The organism is Microbacterium enclense, from assembly GCF_004022425.1.
Lineage (GTDB): Bacteria > Actinomycetota > Actinomycetes > Actinomycetales > Microbacteriaceae > Microbacterium > Microbacterium enclense_A.
The window spans coordinates 24,342-43,880 of the sequence record NZ_RBZY01000026.1; the positions used below are offsets into that span (position 1 = coordinate 24,342).

A 19,539-nucleotide genomic window follows, 5' to 3' on the forward strand; every position below is an offset into this window, starting at 1 on the left:
GGACGAACATGCAGTACTTTCCCCCGGCAGGCCGGATAATCGAGGAAGTCGCCGCCCCCGCCGCGCGCTCACAGACGGGATCCCTCATGCCATTCCGCACCACCGCCACACTGCAGACGTGGATCGACGACTTCCGTGCGCTCGGCTACGACGACGCCGGCATTCTGAGGGTCATCCCCCAGGACAGCGAGGACGACTCCGACACGGGCCTCATCGCCGCTCGCCTGCGCTCCGTGTCGACGACGTTCTACGTGGCACCCGATACCGAGCCGGGGTCGACCGGATGGGCCGTGACGTTCGAACCGCGCGAGACCGCCGCACCGCTCGGCTCGGCGCGCGTGCTGGCCCTCTCGGGCGAGTTGGCGATGCTCTCGGCCCTGTGCATGTTCCTCCAGGCGCGCGCTCAGGCCTTCCTCGACGGCCGTTCCTGACGCCGATCCCGCTCCTGCTCGAGGTGCGCGGCTCTCTGCGAGGTTCAGCGGGAGGCGGTGCCAGCGGCCGTCAGTCGCCGAAGCACGTCCGCAACCGCGGACGCGTCCGCGGGCTCGAGCTCGGCGATCGCCGACTCCACCGCGGCGTCGAACGCGCGGAGCGAGCACCAGGGTGCCGCGTCCAGGTCGACGATTGCGGTGATGTGGTTCACCCGGCGGTCTTCCGTATCGAGGTCGCGGCGGACCGTGCCGCGCTGCACCAAGCGGTCGATGAGAGTGGTGACGCCGGCCGAGGTGATGCCGAGGTGATCTCGCACGTGTGACGGTCGCGCGCCCGGATTCGCCGCGATGAACAGCAGAGCCTTCGCGTCCAGCTCGTTGAGCGAGAGAGCGCGACGCGCCTCCGCCATGGCGGAGCAGCGCGCTTCGTCGTAGCCCAGGAGCGCGGTTCCGAGAGCGGACCCCGCACCCGGTTCCGTCGACGAGTCGGAAAAGTTCTGCACGACCCCCGATCGTACTGGCGCCAGCTCTGCGGCGCCGACCCCCGCGCCGGGGAAGAGGGCGTGTTTCACCACTGCCGGGACCGTGTGCGCGGTGAGCCGGGCCGGTGCGCGCGTTGCACGCCGATGCGCCCGGCGCAAGGGTCACGCGTCGCCGGCCGATCCGCCCGTATACCGGACGTCCCCCCAACAGCAGGACGGAAGGAGCGACCATGTCGCAATTCACCGCTTCGGACGACGGAGGCGCCGGCGTGACCGCGAAAGCGGGAACCGCCGCGCAGGAGGCGTCCGACGTGACGGCCACCGTCGGACACGAAGCCGCGGGCGTCGCACGCACGGGCAAGGAAGAGATCACGGCGGTCGCGGGCGAGGCCAAGACCCAGATCACGCAGCTCTTCGCCCAGACCGGCCGAGAGCTGTCCGATCAGGCCGCCAGCCAGCAGCAGCGTCTCGCCGCCGGTGCCAGCGCCTTCGGCGACGACCTCTCCCGGATGGCCGAGAACGACCAGGGGTCGGGGTTCGCCGGCGACCTCGTCCGACGGGTGGCAACGCACGCCTCGACCGCCGGAGCCTGGCTCGCCGACCGCGACCCGCAGGAGCTCCTCCGCGACGTCACGGCGTTCGCACGCCGCCGGCCGGGAGCCTTCATCGCGGGTGCGGTCGTGGCCGGGCTGGTCGTCGGACGCCTTTCGCGGGCGCTCGCCGCGGGCGCCTCCTCGTCGAACACCTCGAGCACCTCGGGTTCCACCGGCAGGGTTTCCGCTGACACGACCCCGGACGGTCCCCGTTTCACCGCCGCCGACGCGCAGGCACGCGCGACGGAGGATCCGACAGGCGTCGACTCCGACACGCCCGTCTACAGCCGCTCGGCGCACCTCATCGACGGCGACCGGGAGGAGCAGGCGAATGACCGATCCGACACCGTCTGAACAGCGCGCCGCCACCTCCTCGCTCGGCGAACTGGTGGGCGAGGTCACGCGCGACATGTCCACGCTCATGCGCCAGGAGCTCACGCTCGCGAAGGCCGAGCTGAAGGACTCCGCATCGAAATCCGCGAAGGGCGCGGGGCTGCTCGGCGGGGCGGGCTACGCCGCCGGCATGGTCGTGCTGTTCCTCTCCATCGCGCTGTGGGCAGGGCTCTCCCTGTGGATCGGGTCCGCCTGGTCCGCGCTCGTGGTCGCCGTGCTCTGGGCGATCATCGCGGCCGTCCTGTTCGCGATCGGACGCACCGAACTGAAGAAGGTGGAGGGCGCGCCGGTCACGGCGGAGACCCTCCGGGAGATTCCGGACGCATTCACCAGAAACGAGGAGAACCGATGACCGATTCACCGGAAGCCATCCGCGCCGACATCGAGCGCACCCGCGAGACGCTCGGCTCGGACGTCGACGCCCTCGCCGATAAGGTGACGCCGTCGAAGATCGTCGAACGTCAGAAGAACAAGGTGCACAACGCCGTCAACGGACTCCGTGACCGGCTCATGGGTGCCGCCGACGACACCGCCCACGGCGCGTCCGACCTCGCCCACGGTGTGGCGGACGGCGTGCACGGGGTCGCCCACGGTGCCACGGCGAAGGCCAAGGGCAACCCCCTGGCCGTGGGACTCGTCGCGTTCGGGGTCGGCCTCGTCGTGGCATCCCTCATCCCGCCCACTCGCGCCGAACGCGACGCCGCCCAGGCGGCGAAGGAGAAGGCGCAGCCGCTGGTCGACGGGGCCAAGGACGTGGCCCAGGAGATCGCGGACGATCTGCGTGAGCCGGCCGCGGACGCTGCCGCGGCGGTGAAGGATCGTGCGAGCGAAGCCGTCGAACACGTCAAGGAGGAGTCGGCCTCGGCGTCCGAGACGGTCCGCGACCACGCGCAGCAGGCCGGCGAGCACGTCCGCGACGCCTGAACGATCCCGCGGGACGGGACACCGGGCTCGTCCCGTCCCGCGGTTCCTCGCCGGACTGCTCGCCCATGCGCGGATCGGGCCGCACGTCAAGGGAGGTGCCGCTCGCCGACGGTCGGGGTAGGACGGAAGATGACCCGTCGGGAGACGGGCAGGATCCCGTCGGGAGACGGGAGCGAGGAGACCATCATGGCCATTCACGGACGACGTGCCGGCGAGCAGACGAGCCCGATCTGGGGCGTCGCGATGTCGGCGGCGGCAGGGGACGGCATCGTTCCCCGCGCCGCGAAGACGACCGGCGAGAAAGAGCGCCCCGCGCGCCCGCTCTGGTCGCGCACCCGCAGCACGGGCCCGGTCGCATCGGCGGCCCCGCTCGGCTGATCTCGGCCCCATTTCCGACGCGCCGGTCCCCTCCCCCCAGGACCGGCGCGTTGCTGTTTTTCCGGGACGCGCGCGTTCACGAAATGGTCTTCGCGGCGTAACCCGCCGCCCCGGGTCGAACCCTCAGCATGGGTCAAACCGCAACCGCGGTGATCGATCCGGCTCCGCTCGGCGGCGCCCCTCCCCGGAAGGCGATCGCGATGACCCGAGCCGTGCGCGTGCTGTCCCTGTACGAGGGATTCTTCGCCGGAGGAGCACGCATCCTCCACTCCGACGTCGTGGCCGGCCTCCATGCCGGCGGAGGGCAGGAGCACAGCATCCTGTCCTTGACCTCCGCCGCGCGCCGCGACGCGTCGCTGCAGCACGCCCACGACGACACTCGGTTCCAGACGTTGCGCGACGGCGGCGTCCGCATCGACACCTTCGATCGAGTCGCGGGCGATCAGCCCGTGACCCCGGAGTCCTTCAGCGCCGCCGAGCTCGCGCACGCGGCCGCCCTCATCGCGGATGCCGACATCGTGCTGTCGCTGAAGGAACAGCCCTTGAGCCTCATCGTCGCCTTGCAGCGCGCGGGTATGCTGCCGGACCGTCCCACCGCGGCGTGCCTGCACCGCTCGGATCCCACGCACTCGGGGCCGGCACTGGGCTGGCTCGTCGACGCGGGAGCCTCGGGAGCGGTCACGGCCACCATCTCGTGCGCAGAATCCACCTCCCTCGCCTACACGCGCGCCGGCGTCGCGACGACCCACGCGTGGGTGATCGACAACGGCATCGACACGCGCCGATTCCGCCCCGGTACGCGGGCGGAGCGACGCGGCATCCGCGAGTCCCTCGGCATCCCGAAGACGGCACCGGTCGTGCTGCTGGCGGCGCGGTTCGACGCGATGAAGGATCCGGGGCTGTTCCTGGATGCCGTGGCGCGGCACTCGCGCCGGCACCCGGGCGCGCACTACGTCCTGTGCGGCTCGGGGATGACCCATCGCAACCCCGGATTCTCGGCCCTCGTCACCGAGGCCGGCCTGGACGCCGGCGTCGCTCTGCACGCGCTGGGCCTGCGCGAGGACATGCCGGCGCTCTACCGCATCGCCGACATCGTCGCCCTCACCAGCGCGTTCGGAGAAGCGTCTCCGCTGTGCCTCGCCGAGGGGGCGGCATCCGGAGCCATTCCTGTCACGACCGACGTCGGAGACGCCGCGCGCGTGGTCAAGGGGATCGGACTGGTGACGCCGCGCGACGCCGATGCGATCGCCGTGGCATGGCACGAGGCCCTGTCCCACCGGATGGAGCTGCGGTCGGCGGCGATCTCGTCGCGCGCGCGTCTGGATCGTCGGCGGATGGTCGCCGACTACCGCGGGGCGATCGAGGAGCTCGTGCTGCCCGAGGTGCTCGCGGCCTGAGGCTAGGGCTGCGCGGGCCGCGGGCGCGGACTGTCAACCCTCGTGCGGGATTCTGCTCGGGCGGGTGGAGTCGAACCTCCCCGATCCCCCAGGAGGACGCCATGGCCCAGCAACCCCCTCAGCAACAGGACGTACCCGGCACCGACCGCGCGATGGACCCGAAGCCCGATTACGGCGAGGACAGCTACCGCGGTTCGGGCCGACTGGAGGGCAAGGTCGCACTCATCACCGGCGGCGACAGCGGCATCGGCAAAGCCGTCGCGCTCGCCTACGCGCGTGAGGGTGCCGACGTCGCCATCGCCTACCTGAACGAGCACGAGGATGCCGAGGAGGCCCGACGCTTCGTCGAGGACGCCGGTCGGCGCGCGATCCTGCTGCCCGGCGACCTCTCCGACCCGCAGCACTGCCGCGACCTCGTCGCGCACACGGTCGATCAGCTCGGCCGACTCGACGTCCTCGTGAGCAACGCCGCGTTCCAGATGAGTCACGAGACGCTCGAAGAGGTATCGGACGACGAGTGGGACTACACGTGGGCGACGAACGTCAGCGCGTATTTCCACCTCGTGAAGGCCGCGCTTCCCCACCTCACGGAGGGAGCGTCGATCATCGGGTCGAGCTCGGTGAACTCCGACATGCCCAACCCGACGCTGCTACCGTACGCGGCGACCAAGGCCGCGATCGCCAACATGACGGCCTCCCTCGCGCAGTTGCTCGCCGACCGCGGGATTCGCGCGAACAGTGTCGCGCCGGGGCCGGTATGGACGCCGCTCATCCCCGCGACCATGCCCGAGGACACGGTGGCGAGCTTCGGCGAGCAGACACCGCTCGGCCGTGCCGGGCAGCCGGCCGAGCTCGCCCCGGTGTACGTACTGCTCGCCTCCGACGAGGCCAGCTACGTCTCGGGTGCCCGGGTGGCCGTGACGGGCGGCAAGCCGATCCTGTGACGCACGGAGCGCCCCTCGGTCGACCGAGGGGCGTCGCCGTCACGACTCAGCCGAGGGGCGCCCACGCGGCGATCGCGATCACGATGGTGACGAGCAGGGCCACCGCGGCCTGCACGCACATCAGCACCGCGAAGATGTAGCCCTGATACGAGCCTCGCCGTCCGGTCAACCCGTTCACGGCGATGGCGGCGAAGATCGCGACCTGGAACGCGATCCCGATCCATGCCCAGGCCGCGACGATCGGGATCGAGAACGCGAAGAGGACGACAGCCACGAGGGCGAGCAGACCGGATGCCACCATCCACACGCGCGGCTTCGGTCGACGCACGGCATCCTGGTTCGTCACGCGAGTGGGGTCGGCGGCGCTCATAGAGGTCCTTCCGGGGGTGGAGCAGCCACCGTACGATCGCACCCGGGCGCGAATCGACGGGGTTGACAGCACCGTCCTCCGGTTCGGCACCCTAGACGGCGCGACCGGGCGGCACCATCCCCGACGCCGAGGGGCGAAACCGTGCCTACAGTGAGTCATGACCGCGAGCATCCTCTCGATCGGCACGGCTGTGCCCCGCACCCGTGTCGCCCAGTCGGCGCTGCGCGACCTCTTCGCCGCCCAGCCCGGCTTCGACCGGCGCAGCCAGCGCCTGGTGGGTGCCGCGTTCGACGCCGCCGCCATCGACACGCGCCACACGGTGCTGCCGCAGTTGGCCGGTGGTGCGGCCGACGGCATCGCCGCGCTCGCGGACGGGGAGCTGACGATGCCGCCCACGGGCGCCCGCAACGACGAATACCGCCGCACCGCGCCGGCTCTCTTCGCCGAGGCCGCCGAGGAGGCGCTGGCCGGTTCCGGGATCGACCGCCGCGCAGTGACGCACGTGGTGACCGTCTCGTGCACCGGCATGTTCGCCCCCGGGCCCGACTACCTGCTGGTGCGCGACCTCGACCTCTCCCCGAACGTCGAGCGATATCACCTGGGCTTCATCGGGTGCGCCGCGGCGATCCCCGCCGTGCGGTTGGCGGCCCGCATCGTCGCCGCCGACCCGGGCGCCGTCGTGCTCGTCGCGGCGGCGGAACTGTGCTCGCTGCACTGGCAGACCTCGTCGGACCCCGACCAGATCGTCGCCGCATCGGTGTTCGCCGACGGGGCGGCGGCGGCGGTCGTCACCGCGGCCGACCCCGCGCGTCCCGGGCTCGACCTCGAAGGTTTCGCCACCTTCGTCACGGACGACGGCGAGAAGGACATGGCCTGGACCGTGGGCGACTCGGGTTTCAAGATGACCCTGACCCCCGAGGTGCCGCGCATCATCGGGCGCGAGATCGCCGCGATCGCTGCGAGCGTCCTGGGCGACCTGGATGCCATCGACGCGTGGGCCGTGCACCCGGGCGGGCGGAGCATCCTCGACCGGGTCGAATCGGCCCTCTCTCTGGATGCCACCGCCCTCGAGCCGTCACGCGACGTTCTGCGTGCGCACGGCAACATGTCCAGCGCGACCCTGCTCTTCATCCTGCGGGATATCCTCGCCGACGCAGCCCGCGGGGACGGCGACCGCGTGGCGGCGTTGGCTTTCGGGCCGGGCCTCACGGTGGAGGCGGCGCGCCTGGTCGTGCGTCGTCCCGTGGCGTGAGCGGTCCGCGAGAACGGCGGTCCACGCGCGGGGGGCGGCCGTGAACACGGGAGCCTGGCGCGGGCTCGCGGGCCGCGACACCGGGCTCACCGAGCTCATGGACGACCCCGACTGCGATCCGCGTCGTCTCGCCGCGACATATCGTCGATTCGACCTCGTCAACCGCGCTGTTTCGGGATGGGGCGGTGTGTATCGCACGCACGTGCGTCCACGGCTGCGCGCGCTCGGCCGGCCGGCGCGCGTGCTGGATCTGGGATGCGGCGGCGGCGATGTCGTGGCGCGTCTGGCGGGCCTCGCAGCGCGCGACCGCCTCGACGTCGAGTGGGTCGGTGCCGACCCCGACCCGCGCGCCCTCGAGGCCGCGCGGGAGAGGGAACGGCCCGGGGTCCGGTTCGTGTCCCGGAGTTCCACGGACCTGCTCGCCGATGGGGAGCGGTTCGACCTCGTCCTGTCCAATCACGTGCTGCATCACCTCGACGCGGCGCAGCTGCGCGGATTCGTGGACGACTCGCGAGCCCTCGCACGGTCGGCGGTGCTGCACGCCGACATCGCCCGAGGCCGGCGGGCCTACGCGCTGTACGCGATTGGGGTGACGCCGCTCGCACCCGGCACGTTCCTGCGCACCGACGGGCTGCGCTCGATCCGGCGCAGCTACCGCGCCGACGAACTCGCGCGAACGCTCGGCGACCCGTGGCGGGTGGAGACACCGGCACCGTTTCGTGTGCTCGCAGTGGCGGAAGGAACGGCGGACGACCGTGACTGACGTGCTCGTCGTGGGGGCGGGCCCGGTGGGGCTGGCGTTGGGCGCGGACCTGCGCGCGCGGGGAGTCGACGTCGCCATCGTCGAGCGACGCGGCGAAACGGATGCGGGAACCCGAGCAATCGGCATCCATTCCCCTTCCCTCGCCCATCTCGAGCTGTCGGGCGCGACGGACGCGCTCCTCGCTCGGGCGGTACGCATCCGCCGGGGGGAGGCCCGCGCTGACGGGCGGACGTTGGCCGCCATCCGCTTCGATCGGCTGAAGGCGCGGCACCCGTATGTCGCGGCGCTCCCCCAGTCGGACACGGTCGAGCAGCTCACGCACCTCGCGCCGGCGGTCGAGCGCGGTGTGCGGGTCATCGCCGTTCGCGAGGACGGGCCCGTGGTTCGCGTGCAAACGACCGGACTCCACGGCGATCGGGAGCGGCGGGCGAGGATCGTCGTGGTGGCGTCGGGATGGGCGGGGCGCGAGCTCGTCTACCGTCCCGGCGCCGTGCGCACCCGCCACTACCCCGACCGTTACGCGATGGTCGACGTGATCGCCCCCGGCGATGCCACCGCCCTCGTGCACCTGGAGCGCGGGGGCGTCGTGGAGTCGTTCCCCCTTCCCGGCGGGCGGCGCCGGCTCGTCGCCTGGGCGGGGATGGAGGATGTCCCGGATGCCGCGGGCTTCCTCCACGGGGCGCTCGCCGATCGGGTGGGGCTCGAGGTCGACACGTCGGCCGCGACGACCTTCCGCGTGCGGCGGGCGGTCGCTCCCGCGCTGCGGCGTGGGCGGGTGATCGTCGTCGGCGACGCGGCGCACGAGGTGAGCCCGATCGGCGGCCAGGGGATGAACCTCGGTCTGCTCGACGCGCTCACGCTGTCGCCGCTGCTGGCGGAGTGGGTACGCGGACAGGAGCCCTCGGGGCTGGCAGCGTGGGAAGGGGGGCGTGTGGCTTCGGCTCGACACGCCGCGCGGTTGGCGTTCCTCAACACCATGCTCGGTCGCGGGGCCACACCGGTCGCTCACGCGGCTCGGTCGCAGGCGTTACGCGCCGTGCTCCGCGGACCGGGGGGCGCGGCGTTCACGCGCGCGTACGCGATGGACTTCGACGCGGCAGCGCGCGGCGGGGCGGCGCGTCGCCAGGTGGCGCGCGGCGAGTGAGTGCGGCACGGGGTGAGCCGTCGCTCAGGTGACGACGAGCTGAGCAGCAAGCAGCAACGCCGCCAGCATGGTCAGCTGGAATACCGCGCGGCCCGGCGGACGCGACAGTGCTAGCGCGATCGTCGCCGCCGCCACGAGGATCACGGCCACGAAGAAGGACGCCCCGACGACACCGCCGCCCGACCCGGCGAACACGGCGACGGCACCCAGCAGGATCCCCGCAGCCGCCGCGACGACGCTGATCCGCGCGCCGAGTCGGTGCGGGAGTCCCCGCACGCCGGTGGCCCGGTCGTCGTCGAGATCACGGACGACGTTGGTCAGGTGCACGGCAGCACCGAGAGCCGCTCCCGCGAGCGACGCCCACGGGGCGGCGAGCGCGGCATCGGGTTGGGCGAGCGGTGCGAACGACGGGAACAGCCCGAAGCTGACCAGGAAGGGCGCGATCGACAACGGTGTGGACTTGAGCCCCGCGTTGTACGCCCAGGCCGAGGCGAGAGCGATCGCGTGGGCGGCGACCAGGCCGGGTCCGAGCGGCACGGAGAAGGCGAGCGCGAGGATGAGGGATGCCACGGCCACCGCGAGCGCCCGTTCCGCGGTGAGCGCTCCGCGGGCCACCGGCTTGTCCGTGCGGCCGACGGCGACGTCGCGCGCCGCGTCGATCGCGTCGTTCGACAGGCCGACGGAGACCTGACCCGCGAAGACGGCGACGACGAGCAGCACCAGGCGCCACGGCTCCAGACCGGCGGCCACACCGAGCGCGAGCGACAAGGTCGTGACGACAAGGGTCGGTCCGGGGTGGGTCGCGCCCCACAGCGCCCGCACGAGCGGTGTCTTCGCGGGGGCATCGGGCACGAGATGACGGTACCGCCTCCCCCGCACCCCGGGGTTGGAGAGCGGAGCAGCCGGCGGGCGCGTCGTCATTGGCGGCCGGCGGCGCGGGCCTCGACGACCGCGCGATGGATGCCGGCCGGCCAGGCGTCACCGTGCCCGGGGAGGACGAGGGATGCGCCGGTCGACTCCAAGACGGTCAGGGTCGCCAGCGCCTCGGTACTGTCGGCGGTGGCCGCACGCGCGACGATGCGGGGACCACGTCGGCCCGTGTAGGGATCGAGGGTGACCAGCGCATCGCCGGTGAACAGCACGCCGCGGTCGGGCAGGTGGAAGGCGACGTGCCCGCGGGTGTGTCCGGGCGTCGCGAGCGGGACGAGCCCACCCAGCACCGGCGCGCCCGGACGGACGTCGCCGCGCGCGTCGATGCCGTGAACTCCGAACGCGCCTGCCAGCGCCATGCGGGCCAGATGGGGCAGCCCTCTCGCATGCCGCAGGGGGTAGAGCACCCGCGACGCCTCGCGGTCGTAGCGGTAGGGGTGGCGGGCGAGCGGCACATCCGCTGCGTGCACATGGATCGGCACGTGGTGGTCTTGCTGGAGCCGTTCCGCGAGACCGACATGGTCGAAATGACCGTGCGTGAGGTAGACGCAGACGATGTCGTCGGCCGACAACCCTCGCCACCGCAACGCGTCGAGGACGAACGGCCAGCTGCGCGGCAGCCCCGCGTCGATGAGGAGGACGCCGTCGTCGGGATCCACGAGGTAGCAGTTGGTCACGGCGCGGGTGATCTTGATCACACCGTCGGCCACCTCCGTCACGCCATCGCGCGAGAGGTCTTCGCCGCCAGACGCGCCGGGGGAACTCATCGCGCCACAGTGAGGTCGCTCGGTGGGGGCGGCACACGGGGTTGCGCCGTCGCGAGTGGAGCGGTAGCAGGACGCGGGCCGCGGCGGGGTGCGAGCGGTGTCGGATGCGAGCGGTGCGGGCAGGAAGATCCGCGCGCGTCAGGGTCCCGATGTCTCGGGTTCGTCATCCACGTCGCTCGTCCGTCCCTCCCACGGGGGTGGGTCGTGTTCGAACCGAACCGTCGGCCCCTCTGCATCGGGCGGGTAGCCGGGCGCGTAGGGATCGGGGTGGTCGGTGTACTTCCGGCCGGTCGGAGATGTCCATTCGAGGAGACCGCCGGGGAGTTGTCTCACGGTCCAGCGGGTGAATTGCTTCTGCGTATGGTGACGCTGGCACAAGCATGCGAGATTGCCGACCTCGGTCCTTCCCCCCTTCGCCCACTCGGTGGTGTGGTCGATCTCGCACCGGATCGCGGGAGCCGTGCAGCCCGGCCACCGGCACCGACGATCCCGTGCACGCAGATGCCGGTCGATACCGGTGGTGCGCTGATAGGTGTCGGTGTGCAGGACCGTCCCGACGACCGGATGCGTGATCACCCGGTCCCACGGGACACTCGTCGCTTCGGCCAGCCTCCGGGCGGTGTCCGCGTCGATGGGCCCGCGCCCGACCAGCTCGGCGGGCGCGGCGTTCTCTCCGGACGGGGCGAGCATCGTCAACGCCGGGACGACGACCTGGACGCGCGCGCGGATCTTGCCGAGGGTTCCGGGGCCGTCGCCGAAGCGGGTGGGATCCAGGGCCGGGTCGCCGGTGAGGAGCATGTCGGCGAACACGTCTGCCCGCACCTGGTCGATCGTGCGGGCGTTCGTGACCGGCGACACCGGCGCCGCGGCCGGGTCGCCCTCGGCCCGACCGCCGCTGCCGATCTCCGCTCCCGCGTCCCGACGCCCATCCACGATCACTCGCGCTTGCTGTGTCACGCGGTCGTGGATGGCCTCGGCCAATACGGTCGGCAGCGTCGCGATCAGATCGGACATGCCCTCGGCCCCCGGAACCACCCGCACGCATCGCCCCTCCCGCGCCGCCCGGTGACGCTCGGTCACCGTCCGCGGATGCAACCGCTGCGACGCCGCCGCCAGCCGACTCTTCAGCCGGCCCGGGCTCGAGACCTCCCCGGCCAACGCCACCGCCAGAGCATCGAACTGCGCGCGCCGCTCCATCGGCAACCCTGCCCCCGCGTCGGCGATGATCCGCACGTGCCGCCGGGAGATCGCCCCGGCTTCCCACGCCCCGACCGTCCGCGGATACGACTCGACGAGTGTCATCGCGTCACCGATCTCGCGCTGCACCGTCCGATCCGACGCTCGACTCGCCGCGGCGACCTCGGACGCGACCTCCCGCATCGCCATCTCCGAGGCCCGCACCGACGCTCGCGCCGACTGCGCCGCATCCGCCGCGAACTGCCCGATGGCGGCCAGGGCACGCACCCGCGCCACCTCCGCCGCCGCCACCGCGGCTTCGGCCGCCACCACGTCGGCGACGAGAGCCGCCAACACCGCCACGTCTGGCGACGGCCCCGCCGGATGTGACGCGAACCGCGGAGAGAATCGCCCGCGCCCGCCGTCAGGGCCCCGCCCGACCGGCGAGTCGGGGTCGGCTGCCCCTGGCGCGGCGTTCGAAGACATGGTCCGAGAATAGGGAGGCGTTTCCGCAGCACCCCCGGCCAGAACGCGATATGTGCACGAGCCCGCGCGGATGACCCTCTGTGCAGAGGAGGCGCCGACCACCCCTCGCCTGCCGCGCACGGGTGAGTCAACCCCGTCGGCATCCGCCATCCCGCGACCTACGGTCGCTCCCGAGCGCAAGCCGCCCCACAACAGCAAGGAACTTCATGCCCCAGGTCGTCGTCATCACCGGAGGGTCGCGCGGGATCGGCCGAGCCACCGCGGTCCGCTTCGCCCGCCGTGGCGCCCACCTCGTGCTCGTCGGGCGCGACCGCACCGCCCTCGAGGCGGCGGCGACCGCGTGCCGACGGCACGGCGCTCAGGTGCTCACGGTGGAGCGCGACGTCGCCCGAGCCACTTCCGCGAAGGAGATCGTGGATGCCGCGATCATGCGGTTCGGACGAATCGACGTCTGGGTGTCCGCCGCATCGGTGTTCTCCTACGGATCCGTCGAAGGCACACCGGACGCGGTGCGCGACCGCGTGATCGAGACGAACCTGCTCGGGCCGATGCGCGATGCGCGCGCGGTGCTCCCCCACTTCCGGCGACGCGGCGCGGGCACGATCGTCTTCGTCGGCTCGCTGTACTCGCAGGTCGCCGGACCCTACGTCGCACCGTACGTCGCCGCCAAACACGGCCTGCTCGGCTTCGCACGATCGCTCCGCCAGGAGGTCCTGCCCGATCGTGGCATCCGGGTCCGGGTCGTCCTCCCCGCGAGCATCGACACCCCGATCTACCAGCGCGCGGCCAACACGACGGGACGCACGCCGTTCCCCCTTCCCCCCGTGGTGTCAGCGGTCCGAGTCGCCCGCGCGGTCGAACGCGCCGCGCGCGGGCGCCGCCTCGAAGTCGCGGTCGGCGCGGCCCAGTTCGTCGCCCGCCCGCTCCGTGTCTTGGCTCCGCGGATGTACGACCGGGGCATACGACTTCTCCAACTCGCGCTCGGACTGCGGCGCCGTCCCGCCGACCCGACGACGGGGGCCGTGCTTCACCCGCAGCACGACCCCGGCGCGATCAGCGGCGGGTGGAGGCGCTTCCCGCGCGGCCGGCGCTGAAGCCGGCCGTCGCGTCACGCCGTCTCGAATCCCTCGCGTTGGGTCTGCTCATCGGCGACGCGCACGCCCCACCGGTACGACAGCTTCCCCCCGAGCCAGCCCGAGACCGAGAGGCCCGCGGCGGCGACGAGACTCAACCCGAACGCGACGAGCGGGATCCGCCCGGCATCCACGAGCCGCACCAGAAGGCCGAGCGTGAACAGGACGATCGCAGTGGTGTTGATCGCGAGGTGCGCGAGCGCCGTGCGATGAGCCGGCGTTCGCCGCTCGATGCGCGACATGTCGAGCAACCCCAGGACCGACGCGACCACCGCGCCGACGAGGCCGATGGCGATGAGCAGCCGGGACCCCGCGGCGAACGCGGCGGGGTCGTCGGCGGCCAGCCCGAGGAGGTCGAAGACGAGGCTCGACGTCCAGGCCCCGATCGGGATGGTGACCGCGACGGGGTGGAACGGGTGCCCGTACGGCCCCGCGACGATCGAGCGCGGACGCTTCGCCGCCCGCATCGCGGGGAAGCTCGCGCCCGTCCGCTCGCGCCCGGCGCCGAGCCGCTGCTCCGGGCCGGGCCCGGGGGCCCCGCTCATTCTTTGTGCAGCGCGTCCTGGGCGCGCCCCGCGAGCTTCTCGACCGTGTTGGGGAGCTCGGTGGTGCCGTAGAACCGCACGTCCGGGTGCGTGGGCGGCGGCATCGGAACACCCGGCTCGGGCGAGGCGAGGTAGGTGAACTCTCCCTTGCCGTCGGGCGTGGGTCCGGAGGCCCAGCGGCCCTCCGAGGCGGCAGCGCCGTCCGAGAAGTTGATGTATTGGTAGGACACGTCGCGGTTCTCCTTCTCGAGCGGGAAGTTGCTCGGGACGGGGAGGCTCTCGTAGCCCTCCTCCTGCAGCTCCGCCGCGGCCGCCGCCCACTGGTTCTGGTGCATGGTGTCGCGCGCGAGCAGGAACGCGAGGAGATCCTTCACACCGTGGTCGTCGGTCTGGTGGTACAGCCGCGCGACCTGCACGCGCCCCTGCATCTCGGCGTTGGCGTTCGCGGTGAAATCGGCCAGCAGGTTGCCGCTGGCGGTGATGTAGCTGCCCTGCCAGGGGTTGCCGTTGGAGTCCACCGGACGAGCACCGGCGCCCGCCACGATGCCGTGCTGGATGTCCGTCCCGCCGATCACCGCGGCGACGGTCGGGTCGTTCTGGACGGCCTCCTCGGCGATGCCGAGCGGCGACTTCTCGAGCAGCTGCGCGATCATGACCGCGAGCATCTCGACGTGCCCCATCTCCTCGGCCCCGATCCCGAAGACCAGGTCGCGATACTTGCCGGGCATGTGCATGTTCCACGCTTGGAACTGGTACTGCATGGCGACGCTGATCTCGCCGTACTGCCCGCCGAGCACCTCTTGGAGCTTGCGGGCGTAGACGGCGTCGGGCTTGTCGGGGGTGGCGGCGTGCTGGAGTTCCTGCCGGTGGAAGTACATGGTGCTCCTTCGTCGGGATGCCATCCGGGGGTGCGACATCGAGCGTCAGGCAACGCTCCTCCGCGCGGGAAGGCACGGGGGTTGTGCGACGCGTCCGACGACGGCACAATCACGCGGTCGATCTCTTGGCACTCTCCACGCCCGAGTGCTAATCTGACACCAAGTTGAGCGTGATCGACTCAACTCGAACCACAACTCCGGATGCCACGTCCGGACCGACCGAAAAGGAGAACGACCATGGCCACCTACGACCCCTTCCGCGACCTCGACCGCCTCGCGTCGACGCTCCTCGACGCTCGTCGCAGCGGACCCCGACGCATGCCCATGGACCTGTACCGCGACGGCGACCACTACGTGCTGTCGGCCGACCTGCCCGGCGTCGACCCGGGCTCGGTCGACATCGACGTCGACGGGCAGCTGCTGACCATCCGCGCCGAGCGCACCCTGGCAGCGGGCGACGACGTCAAGTGGATCACGCGCGAGCGCGAGACCGCGTCGTTCGTCCGACAGCTGAACCTCGGTCAGGGCATCGACACCGAACGCATCAGCGCCGCCTACCGCAACGGCGTGCTGTCGGTCACGATCCCGGTGAGTGAGAAGGCGAAGCCGCGTCGGATCGCCGTGTCGACCGAGGACGCGGTCGACACGATCGAAGCGCACGAGAGCACTCCGCAGCCGATCGAGCAGTGAGCACACGACCGCGGTGCCGCCGTCCTGGGCGGCACCGCGGTCAGGCACGCGTCAGAGGTCTTCGGGGGCGAGGTCGCCCTGGCCCTCTTCGCCCAGTTCGACCACGCCGGGGTCCTCACCCTGGGAGTCCGTGCCAGTGGACTCGGGGTGCACGTCCTCGAGGGGGATGTCGGCGTCATCGGCCGGGATCTCTGCGGGATCCGCACCCGTGGCCGTCGCGGGGTCGAGGTCAGCCGGGTCGGCCCCCTCGTCGAGGGCGGTCGTGGCATCCCACTCCGCCTGCGCGGGGTCGAGCGCCGGGTCGGGTTCGATCGAGGTGTCGCCGTCGCGCAGGGGCTGCACGCCCGCGACCCCCACACTCGCGGCGGCGGAAGCAGCGGTGGCGTCGGCGGGATCGATGGTGGCGTCGCTCATGGGAGATCCTTTCGGTCGTGCGCGCGGAGGCCGCGCGCGCCGCCACGGTCGGCGGCTCCCCCATCCCACCGCCCGCCGGAATCGCCGCACGCCCCCTTGACAGCGTCCGCGCGAGCCGCGCGACGCGCCCGTTTCGCTCCGAGGCCGAACGCTCGCGCGCGGCGTCCCGCGGAGGCTCGCACGCCCTCGCCGGGGGCAAGATATCCCGGATGCCGCGGGCCGACCCCCGCGGAGGAGGGTGACATGGGGGAAGTCCTCACGGTCAACGCCACCGGCGCGGACGACGTCGAAGCGGTCTGGCGGCAGTTCGTCCCCAGCGCCCGCCTCGACCACGTCGACCCGCACCGCGTGAGTTTTCGTTGGTCGTCGATCGAGACGCCCACGTTCTCGCTGGTGCAGTACTCGCTGCGCGCGGACGTCCGATCCTCCATCGACCTCGAGGACCAGATCATGGCGTGTCAGGTGGCGGCCCTCGACGCGCGCATCGTGATCGACGACCGCGTTCTCGACGCCCGCCAACCCTGGGTCACCGGCAACGGTCCCACCCACGCCCGCTGGAGCGGGACGGGCCGGGTCCGCGCCCTCCTCTTCGATCGCACGTCGGCCGAGCACGTCGCGCGGGCCGCGTCGGGCGAGGATCGCCTCGTGCTGCGATCGATCGACCCGATCGCGCGCGATCGCGTCCTGGCATCCCAGTGGGAGCGCAGCTTCGGCTACGTCGCCGCCGCCCTGGCCGCGGGGCACGAGCAACCGCTCGTCGCGGCCGAGCTCGAGCGCCACGCCCTCATCTCGACGCTGACGACGTTCTCGAGCGCGTACCTCGAGGCCGTCGACCGCACCGCCCAACGCACGGCCGCCCCGCGCACCGTCCGCCGCGCGCTGGCGTTCATCGAGACCCACGCGCACGAACCCGTCACGATCGACGACATCGCCGCGGCGGCCGGCATCTCCACCCGTGGTCTGCAGCACGCGTTCCGCCGCGCTCTCGGCGTCACGCCTTCCGCGTACCTGCGCACCGTCCGACTCGCCGCCGCCCACCGCGATCTCCAGAACGGCGGCACGTCCGTCGGCGACGTGGCCCGCCGCTGGGGGTTCTCCAGCCCGTCCCGGTTCGCGCGGTTCTACCGCGACATGTACGGGCGCAACCCCGCGCAGACCGCCCGGATGTTCTGACATCCGTCGCATTCGGTGCCGTCGTGGCGCGGAAAGTGTGCGGCGGCAAGGGAACGGGAGCAGCCGGGGCACAGTGACGAGGTTGAGCGACGAAAGGGAACGGCCGTGGGGAAGTTCATGTACGAGGGGGCGGTCCGCGCCGATTTCGAGGACCGGTTGCTCGCCCACCTCCAGGTCGTCATCGGCAACAAGCTGCGCCGCGGCGAGCCGTTCTACTTCCAGTGGAAGGACGATGTCAGCACGGGCGGAGGACGGACGTCGGTGTGGCTCCACCCGCGCGCGAGCATCGTGTTCAAGTTCCACGGGGGTCGCCCGCCCGCGCTCAACCGCGCGTGGCTCGAGGCTCTCATGACCATGGCGAACTCCCCCACGGGTCTGTACGTGGTGCCGGAGCCGCCCGAGGACGCGCTCACCTCCGAGTCGTTCGGCTGAGTCCCTGTCAACCCGGTCGCGTCCGACGCGTCGCACGGGTTGGCTGAGGGGGACGAAAGGATGCCGCATGCCGCACTCACCCACATCCCGAGCGAGGATCGTGGTCGTCGGGGGCGGCAACGCCGGGCTCTCGATCGCGGGGCGCCTGCACCGCGCGCACCTCGGGGACGTGACCGTCGTCGAGCCGCGGGAGCAGCACGCGTACGCGCCGCTGCAGTCCCACATCGCCGGGGGCACGGCCCGCGCGTCGCAGGCGGTTCGCCCGCAGGCCGACGTGACACCGCCCGGCGTGCGATGGCTGCGTGACGAGGTCTTCACCGTCGACCCGGCCGCGCGCCGCGTTCATCTGGTGTCCGGGGGTCATCTCGACTACGACCAGCTCATCGTCGCGGCGGGACTCCGCATGGCGTGGGAGACGGTACCGGGCCTGCCCGGGGCGATGGCCGCGCCCGAGGGCATCTCCAACTACGACCTCGCTCTGGCGGCGAAGGCCTCCACGGTCCTCCGCGACCTCCGCCGCGGCACGGTGGTGTTCACCCAGCCGCCCGAGCCGGCTTCGTGCGGCGCGGCCGCGCAGAAGCCGCTGTACCTCGCGTGCGACTGGTGGCGCTCGCTCGGCGTGCTCGACGACATCCGCGTGGTGCTGGTGCTGCCCGACCCCGTCCCCTTCGGAATCCCGGACATCGACAGCGAACTCCACCGCGTCCTCGATCGCTACGGCGTGGAGGTGCGGTACTCCCGCGAGGTCAGACGAGTGGATGCCACGACCCGCACGCTCACGATCGGTCACGGCGACGACGAGGAGACCCTCGCCTACGACGTGCTGCACGCAGTCCCTCCGCAACGCGCGCCCGAGTGGATCGCCGGCAGCGGGCTCGCCGATGCCGACGACCCGCACGGCTTCGTCGACATCGACCCCGAGACGCTGCAGCATCGGCGATACCCGGACGTGTGGTCGCTCGGCGACTCCGCGCGCGTCGCCACGCGCCCCTCGGGCGGAGCGATCCGCCCGCAGGCCAAGATCCTCGCGAAGAACCTCCGCTCGGCTCTACGCGGCGCCACGCCGAGCGCCCGCTACGACGGCTACAGCGTCGTCCCGTTCACGGTCTCCCGCGGCACCGTCGTGTTCGCGGAGTTCGACCGCTGGGGCCACCCGCGCCCGACCATCCCGTTCTGGCGGTCGCTGTCCCGCGAGCGTCGCTCGACCTGGATCGCCGATCGGCGCATCCTGCCGTGGGTGTACTGGCACCTCATCCTGCGCGGCCGCGCGTAGCGAGAGCCCGGCGCGCCGCCCTATAGGGCACGCGCGCCGATCCCTCAACCCCCGGCCCCGTCCGCACCCATCGCGCGAAGACTGGACCCAGCCCCGGATCACCCACGAAAGGACATCATGGCCCAGGTCATCGAAACCATCGACGTCAACGTCCCCGTCCGCGTCGCGTACAACCAGTGGACGCAGTTCGAGGAGTTCCCCCACTTCATGAGCTTCGTCGAGTCCATCACCCAGAAGACCGACACGCTCACGCACTGGAAGGTCAAGATCGCGGGGGCCGAGCGCGAGTTCGACGCCGAGATCACCGAGCAGCACCCGGACGAGCGCGTCGCCTGGAACAGCGTCGGCGGCGAGGAGAACCACGCCGGCGTCGTCACCTTCCACCGCCTCTCCGACGACGAGACGCGCGTGACCGTGCAGATCGACTGGGAGCCGACGGGCCTGCTGGAGAAGGCCGGTGCCGTGTTCGGCGCCGACGACCACTCCGTCAAGAAGGACCTCGCGAACTTCAAGGAGTACATCGAGTCGCGTGGCGCCGAGTCCGGCGCGTGGCGCGGCGACGTCAGCTGAC

24 protein-coding genes are annotated in these 19,539 nt (G+C 72.0%); 16 read left to right on the top strand and 8 right to left on the bottom strand.

What is annotated here, in order from left to right; genetic code table 11:
• Positions 1–86 precede the first annotated feature (86 nt).
• A complete protein-coding gene (locus D8Y23_RS08565; RefSeq protein ID WP_128217733.1) occupies positions 87–431 on the top strand; it encodes a hypothetical protein in 345 nt (114 codons plus the stop codon).
• A 44-nt stretch (positions 432–475) separates the two neighbouring features.
• Here the strand turns inward: D8Y23_RS08565 and D8Y23_RS08570 are convergent, their stop codons facing one another.
• Positions 476–934 (bottom strand): MarR family winged helix-turn-helix transcriptional regulator, encoded by a 459-nt coding sequence (locus D8Y23_RS08570; RefSeq protein ID WP_240663838.1) that lies wholly within the window; start codon positions 932–934, stop codon positions 476–478.
• A 209-nt stretch (positions 935–1,143) separates the two neighbouring features.
• Between D8Y23_RS08570 and D8Y23_RS08575 the strand changes: the two genes are divergently transcribed.
• From D8Y23_RS08575 to D8Y23_RS08600, 6 genes are all read left to right on the top strand, one after another.
• The gene (locus tag D8Y23_RS08575) at positions 1,144–1,860 is read left to right on the top strand and encodes a hypothetical protein (RefSeq protein ID WP_128217734.1); all 717 of its coding nucleotides are present in this window, start codon (positions 1,144–1,146) and stop codon (positions 1,858–1,860) included.
• Positions 1,838–2,251 carry a phage holin family protein gene (locus D8Y23_RS08580; RefSeq protein ID WP_128217735.1) on the top strand — a complete coding sequence of 138 codons (414 nt, stop codon included), beginning with the start codon at positions 1,838–1,840 and terminating at the stop codon, positions 2,249–2,251. The genes D8Y23_RS08575 and D8Y23_RS08580 overlap by 23 nt, the downstream gene beginning before the upstream one ends.
• On the top strand, positions 2,248–2,823 hold the full coding sequence (locus D8Y23_RS08585) for a DUF3618 domain-containing protein (RefSeq protein ID WP_128217736.1): 576 nt from the start codon (positions 2,248–2,250) through the stop codon (positions 2,821–2,823). The genes D8Y23_RS08580 and D8Y23_RS08585 overlap by 4 nt, the downstream gene beginning before the upstream one ends.
• Positions 2,824–3,009: 186 nt before the next feature.
• Positions 3,010–3,201: a hypothetical protein gene (locus D8Y23_RS08590; RefSeq protein WP_128217737.1), complete on the top strand. Its 192-nt coding sequence runs from the start codon at positions 3,010–3,012 to the stop codon at positions 3,199–3,201.
• A 128-nt stretch (positions 3,202–3,329) separates the two neighbouring features.
• A complete protein-coding gene (locus D8Y23_RS08595) occupies positions 3,330–4,598 on the top strand; it encodes a glycosyltransferase (protein ID WP_240663839.1) in 1,269 nt (422 codons plus the stop codon).
• Positions 4,599–4,699: 101 nt separating this feature from the next.
• Positions 4,700–5,542 (top strand): SDR family oxidoreductase, encoded by an 843-nt coding sequence (locus D8Y23_RS08600; protein WP_128217738.1) that lies wholly within the window; start codon positions 4,700–4,702, stop codon positions 5,540–5,542.
• A 46-nt stretch (positions 5,543–5,588) separates the two neighbouring features.
• Here the strand turns inward: D8Y23_RS08600 and D8Y23_RS08605 are convergent, their stop codons facing one another.
• Positions 5,589–5,912, bottom strand: a complete 324-nt coding sequence (locus D8Y23_RS08605) for a hypothetical protein (RefSeq protein WP_128217739.1) — start codon at positions 5,910–5,912, stop codon at positions 5,589–5,591.
• A gap of 157 nt (positions 5,913–6,069) precedes the next feature.
• Between D8Y23_RS08605 and D8Y23_RS08610 the strand changes: the two genes are divergently transcribed.
• From D8Y23_RS08610 to D8Y23_RS08620, 3 genes are all read left to right on the top strand, one after another.
• Complete coding sequence (locus D8Y23_RS08610; protein WP_128217740.1) at positions 6,070–7,164, top strand: type III polyketide synthase; 1,095 nt, start codon at positions 6,070–6,072, stop codon at positions 7,162–7,164.
• Positions 7,165–7,261: 97 nt separating this feature from the next.
• Positions 7,262–7,927 (top strand): methyltransferase domain-containing protein, encoded by a 666-nt coding sequence (locus tag D8Y23_RS08615; protein ID WP_128217766.1) that lies wholly within the window; start codon positions 7,262–7,264, stop codon positions 7,925–7,927.
• Positions 7,920–9,071, top strand: coding sequence for an FAD-dependent oxidoreductase (locus tag D8Y23_RS08620; protein ID WP_128217741.1), 1,152 nt, complete (start codon positions 7,920–7,922; stop codon positions 9,069–9,071). The genes D8Y23_RS08615 and D8Y23_RS08620 overlap by 8 nt, the downstream gene beginning before the upstream one ends.
• Before the next feature lie 24 nt (positions 9,072–9,095).
• On the opposite strand, the gene D8Y23_RS08625 is transcribed toward D8Y23_RS08620, so the two are convergent.
• The 3 genes from D8Y23_RS08625 to D8Y23_RS08635 form a co-directional block, all read right to left on the bottom strand.
• Positions 9,096–9,923, bottom strand: coding sequence for a UbiA family prenyltransferase (locus tag D8Y23_RS08625; RefSeq protein ID WP_240663840.1), 828 nt, complete (start codon positions 9,921–9,923; stop codon positions 9,096–9,098).
• A 65-nt stretch (positions 9,924–9,988) separates the two neighbouring features.
• Positions 9,989–10,768, bottom strand: a complete 780-nt coding sequence (locus D8Y23_RS08630; RefSeq protein WP_128217743.1) for an MBL fold metallo-hydrolase — start codon at positions 10,766–10,768, stop codon at positions 9,989–9,991.
• 138 nt (positions 10,769–10,906) lie between these two features.
• On the bottom strand, positions 10,907–12,301 hold the full coding sequence (locus D8Y23_RS08635) for an HNH endonuclease signature motif containing protein (RefSeq protein ID WP_240663841.1): 1,395 nt from the start codon (positions 12,299–12,301) through the stop codon (positions 10,907–10,909).
• A 335-nt stretch (positions 12,302–12,636) separates the two neighbouring features.
• Between D8Y23_RS08635 and D8Y23_RS08640 the strand changes: the two genes are divergently transcribed.
• On the top strand, positions 12,637–13,524 hold the full coding sequence (locus tag D8Y23_RS08640; protein ID WP_128217745.1) for an SDR family NAD(P)-dependent oxidoreductase: 888 nt from the start codon (positions 12,637–12,639) through the stop codon (positions 13,522–13,524).
• A 14-nt stretch (positions 13,525–13,538) separates the two neighbouring features.
• Here the strand turns inward: D8Y23_RS08640 and D8Y23_RS08645 are convergent, their stop codons facing one another.
• A complete protein-coding gene (locus D8Y23_RS08645) occupies positions 13,539–14,108 on the bottom strand; it encodes a DUF2231 domain-containing protein (protein WP_128217746.1) in 570 nt (189 codons plus the stop codon).
• Positions 14,105–14,986: a manganese catalase family protein gene (locus D8Y23_RS08650; protein WP_128217747.1), complete on the bottom strand. Its 882-nt coding sequence runs from the start codon at positions 14,984–14,986 to the stop codon at positions 14,105–14,107. Before D8Y23_RS08650 ends, D8Y23_RS08645 begins: the two co-directional genes overlap by 4 nt.
• A 237-nt stretch (positions 14,987–15,223) precedes the next feature.
• Between D8Y23_RS08650 and D8Y23_RS08655 the strand changes: the two genes are divergently transcribed.
• Positions 15,224–15,676: an Hsp20/alpha crystallin family protein gene (locus D8Y23_RS08655; protein WP_128217748.1), complete on the top strand. Its 453-nt coding sequence runs from the start codon at positions 15,224–15,226 to the stop codon at positions 15,674–15,676.
• Positions 15,677–15,727: 51 nt separating this feature from the next.
• Here the strand turns inward: D8Y23_RS08655 and D8Y23_RS08660 are convergent, their stop codons facing one another.
• Entirely contained in the window at positions 15,728–16,090 is a 363-nt protein-coding gene (locus tag D8Y23_RS08660; protein ID WP_128217749.1) for a sugar ABC transporter ATPase, read from the bottom strand.
• A 243-nt stretch (positions 16,091–16,333) separates the two neighbouring features.
• Between D8Y23_RS08660 and D8Y23_RS08665 the strand changes: the two genes are divergently transcribed.
• The 4 genes from D8Y23_RS08665 (at position 16,334) to D8Y23_RS08680 (ending at position 19,538) form a co-directional block, all read left to right on the top strand.
• Complete coding sequence (locus D8Y23_RS08665) at positions 16,334–17,263, top strand: helix-turn-helix transcriptional regulator (RefSeq protein ID WP_128217750.1); 930 nt, start codon at positions 16,334–16,336, stop codon at positions 17,261–17,263.
• Between the two features lie 105 nt (positions 17,264–17,368).
• Entirely contained in the window at positions 17,369–17,695 is a 327-nt protein-coding gene (locus D8Y23_RS08670) for an ATP-dependent DNA ligase (RefSeq protein WP_128217751.1), read from the top strand.
• Between the two features lie 67 nt (positions 17,696–17,762).
• Positions 17,763–18,968: an NAD(P)/FAD-dependent oxidoreductase gene (locus D8Y23_RS08675; RefSeq protein WP_128217752.1), complete on the top strand. Its 1,206-nt coding sequence runs from the start codon at positions 17,763–17,765 to the stop codon at positions 18,966–18,968.
• 117 nt (positions 18,969–19,085) lie between these two features.
• Entirely contained in the window at positions 19,086–19,538 is a 453-nt protein-coding gene (locus D8Y23_RS08680; RefSeq protein WP_128217753.1) for an SRPBCC family protein, read from the top strand.
• Position 19,539: the final 1 nt, after the last annotated feature.

What these genes read in the sequence shown, in the direction of transcription:
- D8Y23_RS08565 (WP_128217733.1), top strand. Translation starts at nt 87, where the DNA reads ATGCCATTCCGCACCACCGCCACACTGCAGACGTGGATCGACGACTTC.
- D8Y23_RS08575 (WP_128217734.1), top strand. Translation starts at nt 1,144, where the DNA reads ATGTCGCAATTCACCGCTTCGGACGACGGAGGCGCCGGCGTGACCGCG.
- D8Y23_RS08580 (WP_128217735.1), top strand. Translation starts at nt 1,838, where the DNA reads ATGACCGATCCGACACCGTCTGAACAGCGCGCCGCCACCTCCTCGCTC.
- D8Y23_RS08585 (WP_128217736.1), top strand. Translation starts at nt 2,248, where the DNA reads ATGACCGATTCACCGGAAGCCATCCGCGCCGACATCGAGCGCACCCGC.
- D8Y23_RS08590 (WP_128217737.1), top strand. Translation starts at nt 3,010, where the DNA reads ATGGCCATTCACGGACGACGTGCCGGCGAGCAGACGAGCCCGATCTGG.
- D8Y23_RS08595 (WP_240663839.1), top strand. Translation starts at nt 3,330, where the DNA reads ATGGGTCAAACCGCAACCGCGGTGATCGATCCGGCTCCGCTCGGCGGC.
- D8Y23_RS08600 (WP_128217738.1), top strand. Translation starts at nt 4,700, where the DNA reads ATGGCCCAGCAACCCCCTCAGCAACAGGACGTACCCGGCACCGACCGC.
- D8Y23_RS08605 (WP_128217739.1), bottom strand. Translation starts at nt 5,912, where the DNA reads ATGAGCGCCGCCGACCCCACTCGCGTGACGAACCAGGATGCCGTGCGT.
- D8Y23_RS08610 (WP_128217740.1), top strand. Translation starts at nt 6,070, where the DNA reads ATGACCGCGAGCATCCTCTCGATCGGCACGGCTGTGCCCCGCACCCGT.
- D8Y23_RS08615 (WP_128217766.1), top strand. Translation starts at nt 7,262, where the DNA reads ATGGACGACCCCGACTGCGATCCGCGTCGTCTCGCCGCGACATATCGT.
- D8Y23_RS08630 (WP_128217743.1), bottom strand. Translation starts at nt 10,768, where the DNA reads ATGAGTTCCCCCGGCGCGTCTGGCGGCGAAGACCTCTCGCGCGATGGC.
- D8Y23_RS08640 (WP_128217745.1), top strand. Translation starts at nt 12,637, where the DNA reads ATGCCCCAGGTCGTCGTCATCACCGGAGGGTCGCGCGGGATCGGCCGA.
- D8Y23_RS08645 (WP_128217746.1), bottom strand. Translation starts at nt 14,108, where the DNA reads ATGAGCGGGGCCCCCGGGCCCGGCCCGGAGCAGCGGCTCGGCGCCGGG.
- D8Y23_RS08650 (WP_128217747.1), bottom strand. Translation starts at nt 14,986, where the DNA reads ATGTACTTCCACCGGCAGGAACTCCAGCACGCCGCCACCCCCGACAAG.
- D8Y23_RS08655 (WP_128217748.1), top strand. Translation starts at nt 15,224, where the DNA reads ATGGCCACCTACGACCCCTTCCGCGACCTCGACCGCCTCGCGTCGACG.
- D8Y23_RS08660 (WP_128217749.1), bottom strand. Translation starts at nt 16,090, where the DNA reads ATGAGCGACGCCACCATCGATCCCGCCGACGCCACCGCTGCTTCCGCC.
- D8Y23_RS08665 (WP_128217750.1), top strand. Translation starts at nt 16,334, where the DNA reads ATGGGGGAAGTCCTCACGGTCAACGCCACCGGCGCGGACGACGTCGAA.
- D8Y23_RS08675 (WP_128217752.1), top strand. Translation starts at nt 17,763, where the DNA reads ATGCCGCACTCACCCACATCCCGAGCGAGGATCGTGGTCGTCGGGGGC.
- D8Y23_RS08680 (WP_128217753.1), top strand. Translation starts at nt 19,086, where the DNA reads ATGGCCCAGGTCATCGAAACCATCGACGTCAACGTCCCCGTCCGCGTC.